The sequence below is a fragment of the Acinetobacter calcoaceticus genome, from assembly GCF_051947995.1.
Taxonomy (GTDB): Bacteria; Pseudomonadota; Gammaproteobacteria; order Pseudomonadales; family Moraxellaceae; genus Acinetobacter.
Genome location: NZ_JBLVVH010000003.1, coordinates 80,577 through 97,400, shown reverse-complemented (window position 1 = coordinate 97,400; position 16,824 = coordinate 80,577). Strand labels below are relative to the sequence as shown.

General features: G+C 43.1%; 15 protein-coding genes. 2 read left to right on the top strand and 13 right to left on the bottom strand.

Annotation, left to right across the window (positions count from 1 at the left end; genetic code table 11):
• Positions 1-174 precede the first annotated feature (174 nt).
• The gene (locus ACNQO6_RS06290; protein ID WP_005230935.1) at positions 175-1,389 is read left to right on the top strand and encodes an MFS transporter; all 1,215 of its coding nucleotides are present in this window, start codon (positions 175-177) and stop codon (positions 1,387-1,389) included.
• A 21-nt stretch (positions 1,390-1,410) separates the two neighbouring features.
• Here the strand turns inward: ACNQO6_RS06290 and ACNQO6_RS06285 are convergent, their stop codons facing one another.
• The 6 genes from ACNQO6_RS06285 to ACNQO6_RS06260 form a co-directional block, all read right to left on the bottom strand.
• Complete coding sequence (locus ACNQO6_RS06285; protein ID WP_440208713.1) at positions 1,411-2,019, bottom strand: DUF2238 domain-containing protein; 609 nt, start codon at positions 2,017-2,019, stop codon at positions 1,411-1,413.
• Positions 2,020-2,112: 93 nt separating this feature from the next.
• On the bottom strand, positions 2,113-3,066 hold the full coding sequence (locus ACNQO6_RS06280; protein ID WP_343580962.1) for a siderophore ABC transporter substrate-binding protein: 954 nt from the start codon (positions 3,064-3,066) through the stop codon (positions 2,113-2,115).
• A gap of 9 nt (positions 3,067-3,075) precedes the next feature.
• Entirely contained in the window at positions 3,076-3,840 is a 765-nt protein-coding gene (locus tag ACNQO6_RS06275; protein ID WP_440208415.1) for an iron ABC transporter ATP-binding protein, read from the bottom strand.
• Positions 3,831-4,787 carry an iron chelate uptake ABC transporter family permease subunit gene (locus ACNQO6_RS06270; protein ID WP_440208414.1) on the bottom strand — a complete coding sequence of 319 codons (957 nt, stop codon included), beginning with the start codon at positions 4,785-4,787 and terminating at the stop codon, positions 3,831-3,833. The genes ACNQO6_RS06275 and ACNQO6_RS06270 overlap by 10 nt, the downstream gene beginning before the upstream one ends.
• Positions 4,777-5,733 (bottom strand): ABC transporter permease, encoded by a 957-nt coding sequence (locus ACNQO6_RS06265; RefSeq protein ID WP_440208413.1) that lies wholly within the window; start codon positions 5,731-5,733, stop codon positions 4,777-4,779. Before ACNQO6_RS06265 ends, ACNQO6_RS06270 begins: the two co-directional genes overlap by 11 nt.
• 282 nt (positions 5,734-6,015) lie before the next feature.
• Positions 6,016-6,999 (bottom strand): ion transporter, encoded by a 984-nt coding sequence (locus ACNQO6_RS06260; RefSeq protein WP_440208412.1) that lies wholly within the window; start codon positions 6,997-6,999, stop codon positions 6,016-6,018.
• A 269-nt stretch (positions 7,000-7,268) separates the two neighbouring features.
• Here ACNQO6_RS06260 and ACNQO6_RS06255 point away from each other — a divergent pair, with 269 nt between their 5' ends.
• Entirely contained in the window at positions 7,269-8,726 is a 1,458-nt protein-coding gene (locus tag ACNQO6_RS06255) for a DASS family sodium-coupled anion symporter (RefSeq protein WP_440208411.1), read from the top strand.
• 59 nt (positions 8,727-8,785) lie between these two features.
• Here ACNQO6_RS06255 and ACNQO6_RS06250 read toward each other — a convergent pair whose 3' ends face one another.
• The 7 genes from ACNQO6_RS06250 to ACNQO6_RS06220 form a co-directional block, all read right to left on the bottom strand.
• Complete coding sequence (locus tag ACNQO6_RS06250) at positions 8,786-9,511, bottom strand: hypothetical protein (protein WP_343580968.1); 726 nt, start codon at positions 9,509-9,511, stop codon at positions 8,786-8,788.
• Positions 9,512-9,609: 98 nt separating this feature from the next.
• Entirely contained in the window at positions 9,610-11,034 is a 1,425-nt protein-coding gene (locus ACNQO6_RS06245) for a formylglycine-generating enzyme family protein (RefSeq protein ID WP_440208410.1), read from the bottom strand.
• Positions 11,035-11,401: 367 nt separating this feature from the next.
• Complete coding sequence (locus tag ACNQO6_RS06240) at positions 11,402-14,041, bottom strand: bifunctional aconitate hydratase 2/2-methylisocitrate dehydratase (RefSeq protein ID WP_005230954.1); 2,640 nt, start codon at positions 14,039-14,041, stop codon at positions 11,402-11,404.
• Positions 14,042-14,300: 259 nt separating this feature from the next.
• Positions 14,301-14,660 carry a hypothetical protein gene (locus tag ACNQO6_RS06235; RefSeq protein ID WP_343580701.1) on the bottom strand — a complete coding sequence of 120 codons (360 nt, stop codon included), beginning with the start codon at positions 14,658-14,660 and terminating at the stop codon, positions 14,301-14,303.
• Positions 14,661-14,764: 104 nt separating this feature from the next.
• Positions 14,765-15,223, bottom strand: coding sequence for a DUF4124 domain-containing protein (locus ACNQO6_RS06230; protein ID WP_440208409.1), 459 nt, complete (start codon positions 15,221-15,223; stop codon positions 14,765-14,767).
• 128 nt (positions 15,224-15,351) lie between these two features.
• Entirely contained in the window at positions 15,352-15,843 is a 492-nt protein-coding gene (locus tag ACNQO6_RS06225) for a DUF4189 domain-containing protein (protein WP_440208408.1), read from the bottom strand.
• A 32-nt stretch (positions 15,844-15,875) separates the two neighbouring features.
• Positions 15,876-16,433: a DUF4189 domain-containing protein gene (locus tag ACNQO6_RS06220; protein ID WP_440208407.1), complete on the bottom strand. Its 558-nt coding sequence runs from the start codon at positions 16,431-16,433 to the stop codon at positions 15,876-15,878.
• Positions 16,434-16,824 lie beyond the last annotated feature (391 nt).

Genomic DNA, 16,824 nt, shown 5'->3' with positions numbered 1-16,824 from the left:
TTTATTTAGGTGTTATTCCTCTACATCGCTACAATAGCTACCCTATTCATGCCGTGCTTAGCTTTTGTGCCGCTCCTTCTTAATTTTATTTGAAAATTCCACTTTCCTCTCTATCGGTTTTGACAGAGGTATGAAAAAATAATCCCTGCTCCAGATATTATTTTTTAGAGACTCATGACCTCTCCAAGTTCTCCCACACCCATAACATCCCACTATTCCTTATTTCTGGTGATTTTCTCACTCGCCGTCGGTAGTTTCTGTATTGGAACAACTGAATTTGTGGCGATGGGACTGATTCAGGAAATCGCCACTGATTTAAATGTCAGTGTCCCGCATGCAGGCTATTTTATTAGTGCTTATGCATTGGGCGTGATGGTCGGCGCGCCGATTATTGCCATCCTCGGCGCTAAGGTTCCACGTAAGACCTTATTGCTGGGCCTGATGCTGTTTTATGGTCTGGCCAATGCAGCGACAGCGTTTGCAACCACCCCCGAAGCCATGTTGCTGTCCCGCTTTATTGCCGGTTTTCCACACGGGGCTTACTTTGGTGTAGCGGCACTGGTTGCAGCTGAACTGGCAGGCAAACAACGCCGTGCCACGGCGATTGCCCAAGTGATGATGGGCTTAACCATTGCCAATGTGATTGGAGTACCGATTGCCACATGGTTGGGGCAACAATTTGGCTGGAAATCAGGTTTTGAATTTTCTGCCGTGATCGCCTTTATTACCCTGATTGGGGTCAGTTTATTTGTCCCGAATATTCCATTGCAAAAAACCGCGAGTATCAAGGCTGAACTGGCAGGTTTAAAGAATATCAATATGTGGCTGACCCTTGCCGTAGGTGCCATTGGTTTTGGGGGCATGTTCTCGGTATATAGCTATGTTTCTCCGATTCTCACCGAATATACCCATGCCAATATCAGTGTCGTGCCAATTGCTTTAGCGATTTGGGGCATAGGCATGGTCATCGGTGGCTTAGTTGCTGGCTGGCTGGCCGATAAAAACCTGTTTAAAACCATTATCGGGATTCTGATCAGCTCGGCCCTCGCCTTTGTAGCCGCCAGCTTTATGATGTCTCATCTGTATACCGCGATTGCAGCCTTATTCCTGATTGGTTTTACCGTGATTGGTCTCGGTGGTGCCTTACAGACCCATCTCATGGACATTGCGGGTGACGCACAAACGCTGGCAGCCTCCCTCAACCATTCGGCATTTAATCTCGCGAATGCTCTGGGTGCTTTTTTGGGCGGATGGGTTTTGAGTCATGATATGGGCTGGTTAGCACCGATCTGGGTCGGCTTTGTCTTAAGTCTGGGTGGTTTAGCCATTTTATTGATTGCCCTGGCGTATGCCCGCTATTCACAGAGCAATGAATCTGCTGTGTCTTAACAGCAGATTCCGCTATTGATATTAATGCATTAGCTTTGCAATTTGTCGATCATGCCATTTTGATAAGAATAACAAGGCCGTGATCGACCCGATCAGGGCAAAAAACATATCCGATTGTGTATCCCACTCATCCCCTTGTGTTCCAAGGAATTCTTCTGCACCCTGTCCCAATAACAATGCAGCAGCCCATTCAATCAGCTCATAACTGGCACTGATTGCCAGTACAATACAGATCACAATAAAGCTCAGCATCTTAGCTTTAGCTAAAATATGATTGCGAATCAGGATTTCACGCGCAACCATAGCAGGTACAAAGCCCTGCATAAAATGCCCGATCTTGTCGTATGGGTTACGATCCAAGCCAAACCATTGTGCAAGTTCAAAACCCAGCGGTACACGCGCATAGCTGTACGCCCCACCAACAATCAATACAATGGCATGCAAGAAAATAAGCCCATATAACAACGGACTGAGGGGAAAAGCTTTATGTGTTGCATACAATATCGGTATCACAATCAATACCGGTGTGACTTCAAGCCACCATGTGGTCCGGTCAAAAGGCTGAATTCCTGAAATGATCAATAAAAAGGCTAAAATCGCTGTGCCCAAATACAGTAAAGAAATACGCATCATCTTATAAGGTCGTGTTTATTTCCCTTTATCATATAAAAAACCCGAAGCAAACGCTTCGGGTTTGTTGTTATCAGGCGGACAGACTGGATTTTACTTCACCGCATCGGCCACTTCTTTCAGCATGGCTTTCATCCCATCCAGACCATTGTTCATCAAATACCAGTTACTCGAATCCAGATAGACAATGTTGCCATTTTTAGCCGCTTTAGTCTGGTTAATGATCTGGTTATTTAACACCTGTTTTGCACCTTGCTGATTTTCAGTAATGGCTGCACCACGGTCAATCACGAACAGGTAATCAGGATTTTTCTGGGCAATAAACTCATGTGACACCGCCATACCATGCAATCCCACCTTGATCGAAGGGTCTGCTGGGGTAAAACCATAGAGATCATGAATATTGCCAAAACGCGAACCTGGGCCATAGGCTGCAATCTTGCTGTTATTGACCAGAATCACCAATGCTGTTTTCCCTTTGGTCTTGGCTTTTAAGGCTGCGATCTCTTTTTCTAAAGTTTGCAATTGTTGCTTCGCTTCAGGCTTTTTGCCCACCATTTCAGCAATATTCAGGGTTTGCTGTTTAAACGAATTGAACTGGTCGTTGTAATCCACATCGACAAAGTAAGTCGGCGCAATCTGTTTGATCTGACCGACCAGGTTTTCCATGCGTCCACTCATCAGAATCAGTTCAGGTTGGCTGGCTGCAATTTTTTCCAGATTTGGCTCTTTGACTGTGCCAACATCCAGATATTGACCATTGCTGAAATTTTGCAAGACTTTCGGTAACGGCGTACCTTTTGGCAAGGCCACCACCTTATCATCCGCACCCAAAGCATGAATGGTATTTAGGGCACTGGTATCCAGCACTGCTATACGGGACACATTCGCAGGAATGCTAATCTGGCCGGCCTTGCTGTTAAAACTTAAGGTATCCTGTGTAGCAGCAGTATGACTGTCCTGATTTGCCGAAGGTGTACTGGAATTACCACATGCAGCCAAGGCTACACTTAACATCATGACTGGCAATGTTTTCTTGAAAAGCATAACAAGCTCCTAACTAATAAAATACAAACCTAATTTATGTTGCTGAACCTGCTGGATCGGAATATGGAAATCGAAAATATCTTGCAGAATACGTTCATCCATCAACTGTTGTGGATGCCCTTGATACAGCAACTCACCTTCTTTCATGGCAATGATGTGATCGGCATAGACAGAAGCAAAGTTAATGTCATGAATCACGACAATAATTGATTTGCCATGATTCTCGGCCAGATCTTTTAACACCCGCATAATCTGGGAAGAGTGCTTCATATCCAGATTGTTCAAGGGTTCATCCAGCAAGATATATTCGGTGTCCTGTGCCAGAATCATGGCGATATAGGCGCGTTGTCGCTGCCCACCCGACAATTCGCTGATTTGTCGGTGGCGTAAGGCATCCAGATCCATATAGGCAATGCAACGGTCAATCACTTGACGGTCATCTTCAGTCAGACGTCCTTGTGAATACGGGAACCGGCCAAAAGCGACCAGATCCTCGATACTGAGACGCAGCTCGGTATGGTTGGACTGCTTCAAGATCGCCAGTTTTTTGGCAATATCGGCACTTTTCATCTGTTGCAAGTCCTGACCATCCAGCAAAACCTGTCCCTGATCCGCTTCGATTAAACGACTCATCATCGAAAGCACGGTACTTTTGCCTGCACCATTCGGCCCAATAAATGCGGTAAATTGCCCTTTGGCAATATTCAGCGATAGGTCATTCACGACCCGCTGTTGCTGATAGCTTTTACTTAAATGCTTGAGCTCTATTGCCATTTTTTATTTTCCTTCAATAAAATCCAGAAGAAATAAATTCCACCGACAAAGTTAATAATCACACTGAGCGTAGTTTTGAAATTCAGCACATGCAGCACCATGAACTGTCCAAGCATCAGACATAAAATGCTGACCAGAATGATGCCCAGTAGTAAGACATGATGTTGATGGGTCTTAAACAGTTCCAGGGTAATGTTAAGTACCAACAGACCCAGGAACATCATTGGGCCAGCCAAAGCTGTTGCAGAAGCCAGTGCCAATACCACCAGAATCAACAGCAAACGACTGGTCTTGTCATAATCCAGTCCCAGATTCAGCGCATGATCGCGTCCCAGCGCCATCACATCGAGCGTGTGATAATGCTTTAAGCTATACAACAGAATCGGCACAATGGTGAGTAAGGACAAGCCCACTGTTTCCATCTTCACCACATTAAAACTGGCAAAGCCGGCATAGGCAGCAATCTGGAATTCATCCGGATCGAGCAAGACCTGAAAGAAAGTGGTCATGTTGTCGAATAAAGTCGAACAGATCAGCCCCACCAACAGCAGGAAATAAATATTTTGCTGCGCCACTTTCTGGAAAATAAAGCGATACAGCAGCAAGGCAAAAGTCACCATGAGCAGCAGACTGATCAGATAATCGGTCACAAAATTCAGTGACAATAACGTACTGGCACCAAAGAAATAGATAATCGCCGTTTTGGACAGTTCATATAATTTATCCAGTCCCAAAGCCTGCGGTGTCACCACCCGATTATTGACAATGGTATGGAAAACCAGGGTCGACACACCGACCGCAGTTCCCGCTACCACGATGGCTGCAACCGTTTTTAAACGTAGATTCAAGGCATATTGCCATGCCACACCCAGATTCCAGCCAAGATAGAGTGCAATACTTGCAATCACCACTATGGCTAAAATCATTAACTTGATTTTATGAGGCATAGCGATATCTCCTAAGTAGCAGCCACAGAAAAATGACACTGCCCACTACCCCCATAATCAGACTGACAGAGACCTCATAAGGGAAAATCATCACCCGACCAAATACATCGCAAAGCAGAACCAGCAAAGCCCCCAACAATGCAGTATGTGAAAGGGTTTTGCGAATATTGTCACCGAGGTATAGGCTTACCAGATTCGGTACAATCAAACCGAGAAATGGAATCGCCCCGACAGTCACAATCACTACCCCGGTAATCACTGACACCAGTAACAGGCCAATAAAAAGCGTCTGTTTATAATTCAGCCCCAGATTGGTGGCAAAATCCTGTCCTAAGCCAGCCAGAACAAAACGATTGGCAAAGAAATAAATCAGAATCAATACCGGTACACTGAGATAGATCAGCTCGTATTGCCCATTTAAAATGGTGGAAAAGTCGCCTTGAAGCCAACCCGCCAAGTTCTGCAACAAGTCCAGTTGTAGCGCAATAAAGGTGGTAAAGGCTGAAATGATACTGCCAAAAATCATCCCCACCAGCGGCACAAAAACCGTATCACGGTGCTTGAGCGTCGCCAGAATAGTCATAAAGGCCATCGCGCCAATAAGCGTTACCGCAATGGCAAAACCGGTTTTAATAAAAATTGAAGCACTGGGCAGTAAAATGATCGAAACCAGAACGCCTAAACGGGCACAGTCATACAGACCTGCGGTGGTGGGAGACACAAAACGGTTACGACTCAACGACTGCATGATCAGACCGCAGACACTTAGCCCCGCACCCGCCACCACAATTGCCATCAGGCGCGGTAAACGACTGGTCCAGAACAGTTGCCAGTCTTGAGGGTTACCCGCCCACAAACCCGCAAGACTCATCTCGCCTACACCGACAAATAAGGAAATCATTGCCAGTGGAAGTAATAATAAAATCAGGTAACGCCGCTTAATCATGTTGGGAGAACTTCATAGGATGCGTAAACTTAAAATAAGCTTAAAAAATACAAAACAGATAATAAGAAACTATCACAAATGATAAAGATTATTGTTAAGTTTTTTAAATGGAATTTAATCTCAATGAAGTACAACTTAATACTGACCGAATTTTACTTTCAGGTATACAAAGCGCTAAGCACTCACACACCGAAGTTATAGCGCATTAAAATTATTCAGATTTGGAAATGATTAAGAACCTGAGCTTAACCGCGCTCTACATTTCTATAATAAATTTTTGAATTATTCAGAAAGCTTTTCACCACAATGCGGGCAAAAACGGTAATGCTTTTTTTCCTGTTCCTGATCTTCAAGCAATTTTTCCCTGACCAGTTGCATGATAATTTCATGGGTCTGCTCTTTGGGTAAACCGACTTTCTTGCGAATCCGTTCAATTTCCAGCTGATCATGCAGCAAGTCCAGCCCTTTGGCTTGCAAGACTTCACGAAACTCCTGTTCCAGTCGCTGATTTCGCATATTCAATTCATTGGCCAGACCCGAAGCCAGAATACCCGCGGGCAAAGCGGCAATACCGACACCGAGAATGGTAATAAATGCACCCAGTATCCGCCCCAAGTTGGTTACCGGGGTCACATCACCATAACCGACCGTGGTAAGGGTGACCACCGCCCACCACATCGATTGCGGTATCGAACTAAAGGCTTCAGGCTGGGCTTTATTTTCAACCACATAAATCGCAGATGCGGTCATGACAATCATAATGACCAGAATAAAGATGACCGCCTGAAATGAACCTTTTTCACGCTGGATGACGCGTAATAAAATTTGCAGGGAAACAAAATAGCGGGTTAGCTTCAGTAGTCGAACCAAACGTAAGACCCGTAAGAAACGCAAATCGATCGGAACAATGAAATTGAGATAAGCAGGTAAAATCGCCAATAAATCGATTATTGCCCCACCACTTTTCATCCAGCGAACCCGTTGTTTCCAAGCCGCTTCTTGTGGTTCCTGCTCAACAATACTCCACAGCCTGAGCAGATATTCACCACTAAAAATCATGATCGAGAGATTTTCAAAGATATCGAAATAAGGCTTATACAGTTGATAAAACTCGTTCACAGACTCCAGCAGAACGGCAGCAACGTTACCGATGATCAAGGCAATCAGCAGATAATTTACGCAGGTACTGACGGTACTTTTATAGTCATCATTATGCAGATTGTCATACACAAAACGTCTTAATTGCTGCCATGAAAGTTGAGTCATACCGTACTTATTGTCTGTTCAAGCAAGCTCAAAATGTAGCATGTTGTTTTCAAATTTGATAAGGGATTTTCACTTGAAGCCCTATTTTCAGGTTTAAAACGAGATCATTTGCCAATACATTGAGCTATCTGACGCTGTTTCAACAAAACTTTCTTTGCAGTTGAGCCTCCGCTTCAACCATAATAAAAGCTTCGTGGTTATTTCTTTAACGATTCATTCATAAAGAACTATAAATTTTATTAAACCCGTGACAACAAGGGGAATTTAACATGGGATTTAAAGCTCTCCCGACGCTGATCTCTTTATTTATTGCATTGATTATCTGGTTCGTAATTCCTGTACCTGCTGGCGTCGATCCTGATGCATGGCATTTATTGGCGATGTTTGTCGGTGTGATTGCCGCCATTATTGGTAAAGCCATGCCGATTGGTGCAATTGCGATTATTGCCATTACCTTGGTCGCTGTGACTGGTGTTACCAACGATAGTCCAAGTGGTGCCATTCAGGATGCGCTCAGCAGCTTTGCCAATCCATTGATCTGGTTAATCGGTATTTCGATCATGATCTCCAAAGGCTTGCAAAAAACCGGATTAGGTGCACGACTGGGCTATTTATTTATCGCGGTATGGGGCAAGAAAACCATTGGTATCGGTTATAGCATGGTGCTGTCTGAACTGATTCTTGCACCGGTTACCCCAAGCAATACGGCACGTGGTGGCGGGATTATTCACCCGATTGTCCGCGCCATTTCCACCAGTTACGACTCTGACCCTGCCAAAGGCACCGAAGGTCGTATGGGGAAATATTTAGCCTTGGTCAACTACCAAGCCAATCCGATTACCTCTGCTATGTTTATTACCGCAACCGCCCCTAACCCGTTGGTGGTGGAGCTGGTGGCAAAAGCAACCAACAGTCAGATTTCATTGAGTTGGAGTACTTGGGCATTGGCGATGTTATTACCGGGCTTAATTGCCTTAATCATCATGCCGTTGATCATGTACTGGATGTATCCGCCTGAAGTCAAGGAAACCCCAAACGCAGCGCATTTTGCCAAAACCAAGTTAAAAGAAATGGGGCCTGTCAGTAAAAATGAAATCATTATGCTGGGTGTATTTGGGATTTTACTGCTGTTATGGGCAGGTATCCCTGCCATGATTTTTGGCTCAGCTTGGGCGGTTGATCCGACGACCACTGCCTTTATTGGTCTGGGATTATTACTTATCACAGGCGTACTGACTTGGGAAGATATTCTGACGCAAAAAAGCGCATGGGATACCATCACTTGGTTCGCAGCTTTGGTGATGATGGCAACTTATTTAAATAAGCTCGGTTTAATCACGTGGTTCTCAGCTGTACTAGAAACTGGGATTGGCCATTTGGGGCTCAGCTGGATGCCTGCCTGTTTATTGCTGATGCTGGCCTATCTCTATGCACATTATATGTTTGCCAGTACCACGGCACACATCACTGCCATGTTTGCAGCCTTCTATACGGCTGGACTGGCGCTAGGTGCACCGCCAATGTTATTTGCCTTAATGATGGCAGCAGCGTCAAGCATCATGATGACCTTAACCCATTATGCAACGGGTACATCGCCTGTGGTATTCGGTTCAGGTTACACTACGCTGGGTGAATGGTGGAAAGCTGGCTTTGTCATGAGTGTGGTCAATATCATCATCTTTGTGGTGATTGGTGGACTGTGGTGGAAAATGTTGGGTTATTGGTGATTTGAATCAAGCAGGCACTTCATTCCAATTGAAGTGCCTGTATAACTAAAAATTAATATTTATACTTCCGGAAGTAACTCTAATAATTTTTTCCGTGCAGCCAAAGCAGCTGTTTTTCCTCTAATCGTAGATGGATGCTGGATTCTGTAACACAAATATTTTTGATCATATATAAATTTATACAGCTGATTTTTATCTATGTTCTCACCTCTATAATCCTGCCCTTCAGAATATAATTTTGGATCAAAAAACTCCCTTCTATAAATCGTGTTCTGACTTCCATTTGCGAGGATAATGATAGTAGGTTCAAAATATTCAATTTGTGCATTTAATAGCTCAAATGAAATATTTTTTATTTTTTCAAAATATTTTGACTTTATTGGGCTTTTTTCCTTCCATGCGAAACAAAATAAATTACAGTAAATCAATCCTTCGGCTCCAGATTTGTCCGCAATCGCTCGCGTAAAATCATGAAAAGTAATTTTCTTAGTTCTAGGTTCAAGCATCATTTTTTGGAAAAAGTTCTTATTCTTTTCAATTGATTTAAGAATGTAATGGTCTAAAGCATATATTTGATCTAACGCGATGTTCCATCCCCTAGTTTCTGCCCCCACAATCATAATTTTATTTTTAGCTGTCCAGTAATGATCTGGTTCACTTGCAAGAAAAAGTCCAGATAATCCTTCTTTAAACTTACTGTATTCATGTACTGTATTAAAAAAAGACTCATCAACTTTAGAGAGTATTTTTAAATATTCTTGCTCTAACATATTAAAGTTTTTCATTCTAATTGCTCAAAAATAAGGGCTGATCAATCAACCCCTATTTTTAGCTAAATCAATAAATTAAGTCAATTGAACAAATTCAGGTTTCTTATTCTTTATCAAATTTCCCGCACTACACGAAAGCCCCACATGGTTGAGCTGGCCTGAGATGAATAATAGGCATTACGATAAGCAGTACGGACATTATGTACATTGTAAATCCATGCACCACCACGTAATACAGGGAAATGACACAAGCCATTATTCTCAGCGCCCCAACGTGCCTGAGTAGTCGGTGCACCTTGATAATTGGCATGCCAACAATCTTCTACCCACTCACGGGCATTGGCAAGGACATCATATAGTCCAAAGGCATTCGGTAAAAATGAACCTACAGGTGCGGTATAGGCATAGCCATCACTACAGTTAAATGAACGCCATGCCGCAGTATTCTTTTCGGTTGAGGTCGTAGTTATATCCAGAACATTGGCATATTTACAAGCTTGATCACGCTCAGGATCATTGCCCCAGTAAAAGGTTGTTGAGGTGCCTGCTCTAGCTGCATACTCCCATTCAGCCTCGGTCGGTAACCGATAGGTTTTACCTGTTTTTTTAGACAACCATGCAGCAAAAGCCTGACCATCTTCGCGGCGTACACATACGACTGGATCTTGGGCAGTTTGAGCAAATCCCGGGTTACTTGGATTCAGATCCTTTCGATACCACATGTTAAAATTACCATCACGAACCTCCCAATTGCGGCAGCCTTGTACTTCCCAACCGGTTTCTTTCTGGAATTGCTGAAACTGGCCCACTGTGGTTTCGTGGGATGCCATTGCAAAAGGCTGGGTAATATTGACCTGATGTTGCGGCAATTCATAAGGTCTTGCCTGAGCTGGCACCTCTTCTCTTTCATGCTCAGCTGGTGTACCTCCCATCTGATAGCTGCCCTTTGGAATAACTGTTAACTCCGGGCAAAAACTATCTGAACAGTCCTTAAATTTAACCAAGGCCGCAGTATCTACATTTACTTTAGTATTTGTCAGTTTTGCTGGTTGAATTACCTTGTTCATTTGAGGAGGGTTATCTAACTGCCGGGTTAATAAATTAATGGTACCCTGCCACTCACTGACCATTTCACGCAGCATGGCTGGGCGCTCCATACTAACACCTGAACCATCATAATCTGGTGCATTACAACGTTGTTGAAGGAAGCTGGATTCTGACTCGAGTTGTAATAATTTGGGTAACATTCGCTGATCAATAAAAGCAGCCAGATTGTTTTCGGAGACGGTTAATGATGCCCTCAATTCTTGCAATGCTTTTTTTGCCTTAAAGTTTTGGTCAAGAATCCCGCTATATACCGCATCACATTGATTATTTTGCCATACCAAACGTTCACTCAGAACTTTTAATGCGGCACTGGTTTCCTGTCGCTTGTATTCTGAACCGATTTCATTTTTATCATCATGACAAGCAACTAGAAAATACCCTAAAAAAAGAATACTTGCTGCCTTGAGATAACTCTTGGATAAAATTTCCATAAGAAGCTCCATTTTTAAATTGAACAAGTGTTTATAAGCTCAATAGAATGCGGATAAGAATCATCTTTTTAAGCCAACTAGCCCTATTTATTATTAATAAAAATTAATAATATTTTAAAAATTATAGGTTCTTAATTATCTTATATAAAAAAATTTAAATATGATTTTGTTGATAAAAAACACAGAGAACACTTAGTCTGTGAAATAATTATTCATTTTCAATACAAACACTTGGCCTGAATTGTTAAGTGTGGATTCAGTTTATTTTACCCAAAAAAATAAGGGCTGATTACTCAGCCCTTACGATGTACTAAATCAATAGCTTGTGTTAGGGAAAAGCCTTTCGGCTTTTCTTGATCCTAACTCATTAAGTCAATTGAGCAGCCTGGATTTTCTTGGTATCAACTTGATCAGCTTCTTTGGTATATTCGCTCATCTTGTCGAAGTTCAAGTATTTGTAGATGTCAGCAGAAGCGCTGTCGATTTGCGACGCGTACTGTTGATATTCTTCAGGGCTTGGTAATTTACCAAGAACCGCAGCGACTGATGCAAGCTCAGCAGAAGCCAAGTAAACGTTTGCACCTTGACCTAGACGGTTCGGGAAGTTACGAGTAGAAGTCGATACACATGTTGTGTTCGGTGCTACACGTGCCTGGTTACCCATACACAATGAACAGCCCGGCATCTCGGTACGCGCACCAGCACGACCGTAGATGTTGTACATGCCTTCTTCCATCAATTGATGCTCGTCCATACGCGTTGGTGGAGCCAACCATAAACGAGTAGATAATGAACCACCAGGTACTTTGTCAAGTAACTGACCCGCTGCACGGAAGTGACCGATGTTAGTCATACAAGAACCGATGAATACTTCATCAATCTTGTCGCCTTGAACGTCAGAAAGAAGTTTCGCGTCATCCGGATCGTTCGGGCAGCAAAGAATTGGTTCTTTGATGTCAGCAAGATCGATTTCGTAAACTTTTAAGTATTCTGCATCAGCATCTGCTTTTAACAGGCTTGGGTTGTCTAACCACTTCTGCATGTTTTCAGCACGGCGTGCAAGTGTACGCGCATCGCCATAACCTTCAGCGATCATCCACTTCAACATGGTGATGTTAGAACGTAAGTATTCAGCAACTTTCTCTTCAGAAAGCGTGATTGAACAGCCAGCAGCAGAACGTTCAGCAGACGCATCAGAAAGTTCGAATGCTTGCTCAACAGTCAAGTCATTTTCCATTTCTGAAAGGTCGATCTCAAGGATACGACCAGAGAAGATGTTTTTCTTACCTTTCTTCTCTACAGTCAAGTCACCCGCCTGGATTGCGTAGTAAGGAATTGCATGTACAAGGTCACGTAAAGTGATACCAGGTTGCATTTTACCTTTGAACTTAACAAGTACAGATTCAGGCATATCCAGTGGCATAACACCAGTCGCAGCTGCGAACGCAACAAGACCAGAACCCGCCGGGAATGAAATACCGATTGGGAAACGAGTATGCGAGTCACCGCCAGTACCAACGGTATCTGGAAGTAGCATACGGTTTAACCAAGAGTGGATAATACCGTCACCTGGACGTAGAGATACACCACCACGGTTCATGATGAAGTCAGGTAATGTATGGTGAGTTGTTACGTCAACCGGTTTTGGATACGCAGCAGTGTGACAGAAAGACTGCATTACTAAGTCAGATGAGAAGCCCAAGCACGCCAAGTCTTTTAACTCGTCACGAGTCATTGGGCCTGTTGTATCTTGAGAACCAACAGTTGTCATCTTAGGTTCACAGTAAGTTCCTGGACGGATACCTTGACCTTCCGGTAAACCACATGCGCGGCCAACCATTTTTTGAGCTTGGGTGAAACCTTTGCCAGTGTCAGCAGGTTGTACTGGAGTACGGAACAATGTAGAAGGTGCAAGACCTAATTCTTCACGTGCTTTCGCAGTTAAACCACGACCAATGATCAGGTTAATACGACCACCCGCACGTACTTCGTCTAAAAGTACAGGTGTTTTAAGGTCAGCTTCTGAAATTTGAGCGCCGTCTTTGAATGCAGTTACTTTTGCAGCAGCGTGGTCAATTTTCAATACAACTTCGTCGCCCATGTTCATGTTGGCAACGTCGATTTCTACAGGTAATGCACCTGCATCTTCCATTGTATTGAAGAAAATTGGTGCGATTTTAGAGCCTAAGCACACACCACCGTCTTTTTTGTTTGGAATGTGTGGAAGTTCGTCACCGAAGAACCAAAGAACCGAGTTAGTTGCAGACTTACGAGAAGAACCTGTACCAACAACGTCACCTACGTAAGCAACTTGATTGCCTTTCGCGATAAGTTCTTTAATTTGGCTTAATGGACCAACTTCACCTGGTTTTTCAGGGTTGATACCATCACGCTCGTTTTTCAACATCGCGTTTGCGTGTAACGGGATGTCCGGACGGCTCCAAGCGTCTTGCGCTGGAGACAAATCATCGGTATTGGTCTCACCAGTTACTTTGAACACAGTGATTTTGATTTCTTCTGGAACGTCTGGACGGCTTGTGAACCATTCAGCATCAGCCCAAGATTGTAAAACAGCTTTAGCTGCAGCATTACCTGCTTTGGCTTTGTCTGCTACGTCATGGAATGCATCAAATACAAGAAGTGTTTTCTTTAACGCTTCAGCAGCAAGCTCAGCAAGTTCAGCATTATCAAGAAGCTCAACAAGTGGCGCTACGTTATAACCACCAAGCATCGTACCGAGTAAGTATACTGCGCGCTCTTTGGTTACGAGTGGAGAGGTTGCTTCGCCTTTTGCAACGGCAGCTAAGAAAGCAGCTTTTACATATGCAGCTTGGTCAACACCTGCTGGAACACGGTTTTCTAGCAAATCGACTAGGTATGCTTCTTCACCTGCTGGTGGATTTTTTAATAGGGCTACAAGTTCAGCAGTTTGAGCATCATCAAGCGGCTTCGGTGGGACTCCGAGTGCGGCACGTTCTTCAACGTGTTGGCGGTAAGCTTCTAGCACAGTGTTATTCCTCTTTTTTAAAAAATTACTTGTAAGTTCCAGCTTTGTACAAGCTTTACAAGCAATGTGGACAGCAAAATTTTACTAGACTTCGCGTCAAATGTTAATGCAACTACCGTATTTCTACGTGATGTCCATTATTTTATAGCGAAATGATCCCCTCTTTTAAATACCGCTTTGGTCTAAGGTTAATGTCTAATAAAACAATAAATTACATCTATAAAAAAAGACAAACGATGTTGTCTTTTTTATGAACACATTAAAAAAGTTTATAGTTCGGTAGCTTGTCATGTGGTGTAGCCAAGCATTCTTCCATAAATTTTTTCTTTAAATTTTCACGTAATGCTTCTGGATCTTTTTTCAGTTCATCAACCGGGATTGCATAAACTTTATCCAGAATATTAAAGATGAACTTACGTGTCATTTCATCTTCAATTTTGCCCGCATGTTCCGTTGCCTGCTTTTGGTCAATTCCATTTTGACGATCTAGCGTGATTGAGCGCGCAGCGTTCCCCACACTGACACAGTAACCGTGCCATTGTTCTTCAGGGGTTAACGGCTTTTTATCAGCACAACCAGCCAAAACTAAACCTAGTGCAATCAACAAAACTTTTTTCATCTTCATACTGCGGCTAATTTGATGCCCACCATCATACTGAAACTTGTTTATTTTGCAAAAAGGAAGCAGCTAAAAGCTTGCTTTCCGTAATAAAAACATACAAATCATTTATTACATTGCATGTTATTGGCGATCTTTTGACACTTCCCTCCATGTGCTGAAAGATAAGTCGTGCCCGCTACTAAATTATAAGACTTGCCTTTTGTATCCCAGCACCTTACACCATTGCAGTTTTTTACAGGAATGAGTACTCCGCTTGCTGCCGTCAGATTGCTGGCTGTGGCATTGCTTACAGGTTTGGATGTCGTTGCTGGAGTTGCAGTCATTGTGGCCGCTTTTGGTTCTTTGGGTGCAGTTGACTGCTGTACTGCGGTATTGCTGTTGTTCTTGACCGGATCGAGTTGTGGTTCGGTTTTTTGTGCAGGTGGTGGCGTTGCTGAATAGGTGGTTACACCTTTGGCATCGACCCATTTATAGTATTCCTTGGCATTGACTTGGAGTGTGGAACTGAGCAGTATCAAGCCAAGCACTGCCCAAAGCTGACCGAAAGTGACAGTTTTCATGTATTTTCTCCAAAAAATGTCTTAAATTCATTTATTATCAATGTCTTATAAAAATTCTATCATATTTTTATTTACTAAAATAACGTCTTTTAGAAAAACTGCCTTAATGGATTAAAGCAGTTTTATATTCAGTTCACACGGACTGCTGTACTACAGCCAGACCAATAAACACTACAAGCATTATCACCATTCTCTCGGCATGTTTTCTTTCCCAGCTCAACAGCCTCTTCTTTCGTTGCCGCACTCGCCGTTGCTGCAGCCTTACTACCTGCCATAACAACTGCGCATTGATTGAAAAATGCAAGCCTCACAGAGCAAGCTCCTCCTCCACCTTTCTTACAGTCTTCAATAGCGGCTTTTTCTGCTCTCCGCTTACTCCTCATGTCAGTGACAAATCCATAGGTGCCATTACCATCAGAGGCAATCGCACCCCAACGATCGGCCCAAACTGGTGGTGGTGATGCAGATGGTAGATTATTTAAAGGTGAGTTTTGATGATCCGGTGGTAGGCATACACCTCCCGGCAATTCAACCATACCCGCAGGACAAGCATAAATAGAGCTACAGACTCCTAGAAACATCACGCTCAACACTATTAATCGCTTTATAAATTTGTTCATTTCATCTCTCCTGAACAAAAGCCATCACGTGATCAGTTCACACGGACTGGCATGCTGCAGCCAGAATAAAAAACAATACATTTCTTATTGCTTTGAGCTTCGCAGTTGCGCACAGCTCTTACTTTTACTTCATCTAAGTCTGGTCCACTGGCAGTGTTTGCTGCAGCATCGTTGCCCCCAACTGCAACGCATTGATTATGATATGTGTAATCTACTTTACATGCCCCGCCGCCACGCTTTCGGCATTCCTCAATGGCTGCTTTTTCTGCCTGTCTCTTAGAACGGAGATTGGAGACAATCCCCAAAATACCTTTTGTGTCATTCGCAATCGCACCCCAACGATCTGCCCAAACTGGTGCTACAGATTGATTACCACCAGCATTCATTGTCGTACAGCCCATGGTCGTGCCATATTGCTGAGGAAATTGACCCTCTGGACAGCCACCCTCTGCTAGCGCTAACGTGCTCCAAACTACTCCCGACAAAATCAATAAAATATGTACGCTATTTTTAGCTATCACATCTATAGAACTCGATGCCTTTAGTAACATCACGCTCAACACTACTAATGGCCTAAGAAATTCACCCATTCCAAACCCTCCTTATCACGCACATCCCTCTATTGTGCAGTTGTATAAACATCACAACAGATGCACTCAAAAAGTGGATGGATATATTCCACTATAGGAATCAACACGATTCGGAACAATGATTTTAATTTCGAAGCAAAGGATAAAACGACATAAATGACAGGATTAAAATTTTAAATTATAAAAATAAAACAATGACTTGAATCTGCTATTTTCAGTATCACTCTTAGCATAGCCTCTAAAAAATTGGCATATACTGTTAATAGATCTGTCCTCATTATTTCTTTGTGACGATCAGATCTTAGAGGTTTCAGATGTTGTTTTAGCCCATAAAAAAAGAGGAACTATTTCAGCGAAATAATTCCTCTTTCCTGTTCTAAGCCTAGCTTAA

Coding starts and splice junctions, on each gene's coding strand:
- ACNQO6_RS06290 (WP_005230935.1), top strand. CDS start 175: ATGACCTCTCCAAGTTCTCCCACACCCATAACATCCCACTATTCCTTA.
- ACNQO6_RS06285 (WP_440208713.1), bottom strand. CDS start 2,019: ATGCGTATTTCTTTACTGTATTTGGGCACAGCGATTTTAGCCTTTTTA.
- ACNQO6_RS06280 (WP_343580962.1), bottom strand. CDS start 3,066: ATGCTTTTCAAGAAAACATTGCCAGTCATGATGTTAAGTGTAGCCTTG.
- ACNQO6_RS06275 (WP_440208415.1), bottom strand. CDS start 3,840: ATGGCAATAGAGCTCAAGCATTTAAGTAAAAGCTATCAGCAACAGCGG.
- ACNQO6_RS06270 (WP_440208414.1), bottom strand. CDS start 4,787: ATGCCTCATAAAATCAAGTTAATGATTTTAGCCATAGTGGTGATTGCA.
- ACNQO6_RS06265 (WP_440208413.1), bottom strand. CDS start 5,733: ATGATTAAGCGGCGTTACCTGATTTTATTATTACTTCCACTGGCAATG.
- ACNQO6_RS06260 (WP_440208412.1), bottom strand. CDS start 6,999: ATGACTCAACTTTCATGGCAGCAATTAAGACGTTTTGTGTATGACAAT.
- ACNQO6_RS06255 (WP_440208411.1), top strand. CDS start 7,269: ATGGGATTTAAAGCTCTCCCGACGCTGATCTCTTTATTTATTGCATTG.
- ACNQO6_RS06250 (WP_343580968.1), bottom strand. CDS start 9,511: ATGAAAAACTTTAATATGTTAGAGCAAGAATATTTAAAAATACTCTCT.
- ACNQO6_RS06245 (WP_440208410.1), bottom strand. CDS start 11,034: ATGGAAATTTTATCCAAGAGTTATCTCAAGGCAGCAAGTATTCTTTTT.
- ACNQO6_RS06235 (WP_343580701.1), bottom strand. CDS start 14,660: ATGAAAAAAGTTTTGTTGATTGCACTAGGTTTAGTTTTGGCTGGTTGT.
- ACNQO6_RS06230 (WP_440208409.1), bottom strand. CDS start 15,223: ATGAAAACTGTCACTTTCGGTCAGCTTTGGGCAGTGCTTGGCTTGATA.
- ACNQO6_RS06225 (WP_440208408.1), bottom strand. CDS start 15,843: ATGAACAAATTTATAAAGCGATTAATAGTGTTGAGCGTGATGTTTCTA.
- ACNQO6_RS06220 (WP_440208407.1), bottom strand. CDS start 16,433: ATGGGTGAATTTCTTAGGCCATTAGTAGTGTTGAGCGTGATGTTACTA.